Consider the following 2,323-nt stretch of genomic DNA (forward strand, 5'->3'; position numbering starts at 1 on the left):
TAATTTTGAACATTTTGTTTTTATATTGAAATGCTTCCTGTAAATTTGCAGTCCCAAAAACAGTTGGTTAATAGGTCGTTAAGCTTATTAGAAAATAATTTAAATTCATCATACAGTGACTAAAGCAGAAGTAATCACCAAAATTTCAGACAAAACTGGAATTCAGAAAGACGATGTGGCTCAAACAATTGAGGCATTCTTCAAAGTAGTAAAAGATTCCATGGCAGAGGGGGATAACATTTACGTAAGAGGTTTCGGAAGTTTCATCAACAAGAAGAGAGCCAAGAAAATCGCACGTAACATCTCTAAAAACACAGCCATTGTAATCGATGAGCATTATGTTCCGGCCTTCAAACCTTCTAAAGTGTTTGTTGAGAAAATCAAGAACAGTAAAAAAATCAAAGAACTTGCTCCTCAGGATTAATCCTGAGAGCAGTTTTTCCTTATGAAAAAGTCCCAGATCATAATTTCAGTCCTTGGGATAGCATGTATTGTAGTTCTATTTTCCCTACCCAGATTTATTATAGACAATGATGAAGGAAACGCTGTCATCAGCGAAGGGGAGAACAGGCAAGATGCAAATGTGGAGGAAATCCACGATGCCCCATTGGGATTAGAGGAAAGGAATAGTATCAATACGCTGACTTCCGATTTGGAAAAAGCAGAAAGTAAGGAAAAATACGCATCTTTGGCAGAGGAAGTAGCATCATTATACACCAAATCGGGAAAATATGACAGTGCGGCTTTTTTCTTGGAAAAAGCCGCTGTCAAAACCGAAACAGTAGAAAGTTGGGAAAAAGCAGGAACTGCTTACTATGATGCCTACAGTTTTGCCATGAATGAACAAAAAGTAGCTTTTTTGGCAGATAAGGCCAAAACCTACTTAAACAAAGTTTTGGAAAAAGATCCAAAACGTCTGGACCTGAAAACAAAAGTGGCGATGACTTATGTGTCTTCTTCCAATCCAATGCAGGGAATAACCATGCTGAGGGAAATTTTGGAGGAGGATCCAACCAATGAAGACGGTCTCTTCAATATGGGTGTATTGTCCATGCAGTCAGGCCAATATAAAAGGGCAGCGGAACGCTTTGAGGAATTGGTACGTTACCATCCTGAAAATCTCCAAGGTCAGTTTTATCTTGGAGTGAGTTATTTCGAGTCCAAACAAAACAACAAAGCAAAAAAGCAATTTCAGTTGGTACAAAACATGAACTCAGACCCAATGGTTTTGGCAAGTGTGGAGAGCTACCTGGAAAGGCTATAAATAATTGTTCCACTTTAAATCTTTAAAACTATGCCATGCGGTAAAAAAAGAAAAAGACATAAGATCTCTACGCACAAGCGAAAAAAGAGACTTAGAAAAAACAGACATAAGAAGAAGTAATTCACTTCTTCTTTTTGAGTTTTTAAAGTAAACGTTCATTAACATATAAACCAGACACGATTGAGCACAGAATTATTAATTGATTCTGCTCCAACCGGTAGTCGTATTGCCCTTCTCAAAGATAAAAGCCTGGTCGAAATCCACTCAGAAGGTGGAGAAAATCAGTTTAAGGTCGGAGATATTTATTTGGGTACTGTCCGTAAAATTGTCAATGGGCTCAACGCAGCTTTCATTGATGTAGGTTATGAAAAGGATGCTTTCCTGCATTATCAGGATTTGGGTCCTCAGATCAACAGCCTCAACAAGTTTACAAAACTGGTACGCAATAATAATTATTCCAATCTTAACCTAAAGGGTTTTGTCAAAGAGCCTGATATTGAAAAGCTTGGAAAGATTTCCAATGTCCTTTCAAAAGGAAATCAGGTATTGGTGCAGGTGGTCAAAGAACCCATCTCTACCAAAGGGCCTAGATTATCGTGTGAGCTCTCCATTGCCGGTCGATACATTGTCCTAGTACCCTTTTCCGACACTGTCAACGTATCAAAAAAAATACGCAGTGCGGATGAGAGAAAAAGACTGGTCCGCTTAATCACTTCTATCAAACCGGCCAATTTTGGTGTCATTATCAGAACAGTAGCAGAAGGTCAGTCAGTCACAGAACTTGACAAAGACCTGAGAAACCTTTACACTACTTGGGAAGATGGCATGAAAAAGCTGGCCAAAGCAAAAGGACGCGACAAGGTAATCGGAGAAATGAGCATGGCTTCCTCTATCATTAGAGACCTGCTCAATGAATCTTTCGATGCAATCACCGTAGAGGATGAATTGATCTATGATCAAATCAGGTCTTACATCAGATCTATTGCCCCTGAAAAGGAAAAAATTGTTAAGCTTTACAACGGAAAAGCGAAGCTCTTTGAAAATTTTGGAATAGAGAAG

General features: G+C 38.7%; 3 protein-coding genes. All 3 read left to right on the forward strand.

Annotated elements, in window-relative coordinates; all coding sequences use genetic code 11:
- Nucleotides 1-115: 115 nt before the first annotated feature.
- Nucleotides 116-424, forward strand: coding sequence for an HU family DNA-binding protein (locus ACEW8O_RS15600; RefSeq protein WP_373495552.1), 309 nt, complete (start codon nt 116-118; stop codon nt 422-424).
- Nucleotides 425-445: 21 nt separating this feature from the next.
- Nucleotides 446-1,264: a tetratricopeptide repeat protein gene (locus ACEW8O_RS15605; RefSeq protein WP_373495553.1), complete on the forward strand. Its 819-nt coding sequence runs from the start codon at nt 446-448 to the stop codon at nt 1,262-1,264.
- A gap of 180 nt (nt 1,265-1,444) precedes the next feature.
- The coding region (locus tag ACEW8O_RS15610) for a ribonuclease E/G (protein WP_373495554.1) at nt 1,445-2,323 on the forward strand (879 nt) is incomplete at its 3' end.

Source organism: Aquiflexum sp. (assembly GCF_041749095.1).
In the GTDB taxonomy this organism is placed as follows: domain Bacteria; phylum Bacteroidota; class Bacteroidia; order Cytophagales; family Cyclobacteriaceae; genus Aquiflexum.

Bases quoted from the DNA above. Each gene is read 5' to 3' on its own strand.
- ACEW8O_RS15605 (WP_373495553.1), top strand. From the start codon at position 446: ATGAAAAAGTCCCAGATCATAATTTCAGTCCTTGGGATAGCATGTATT.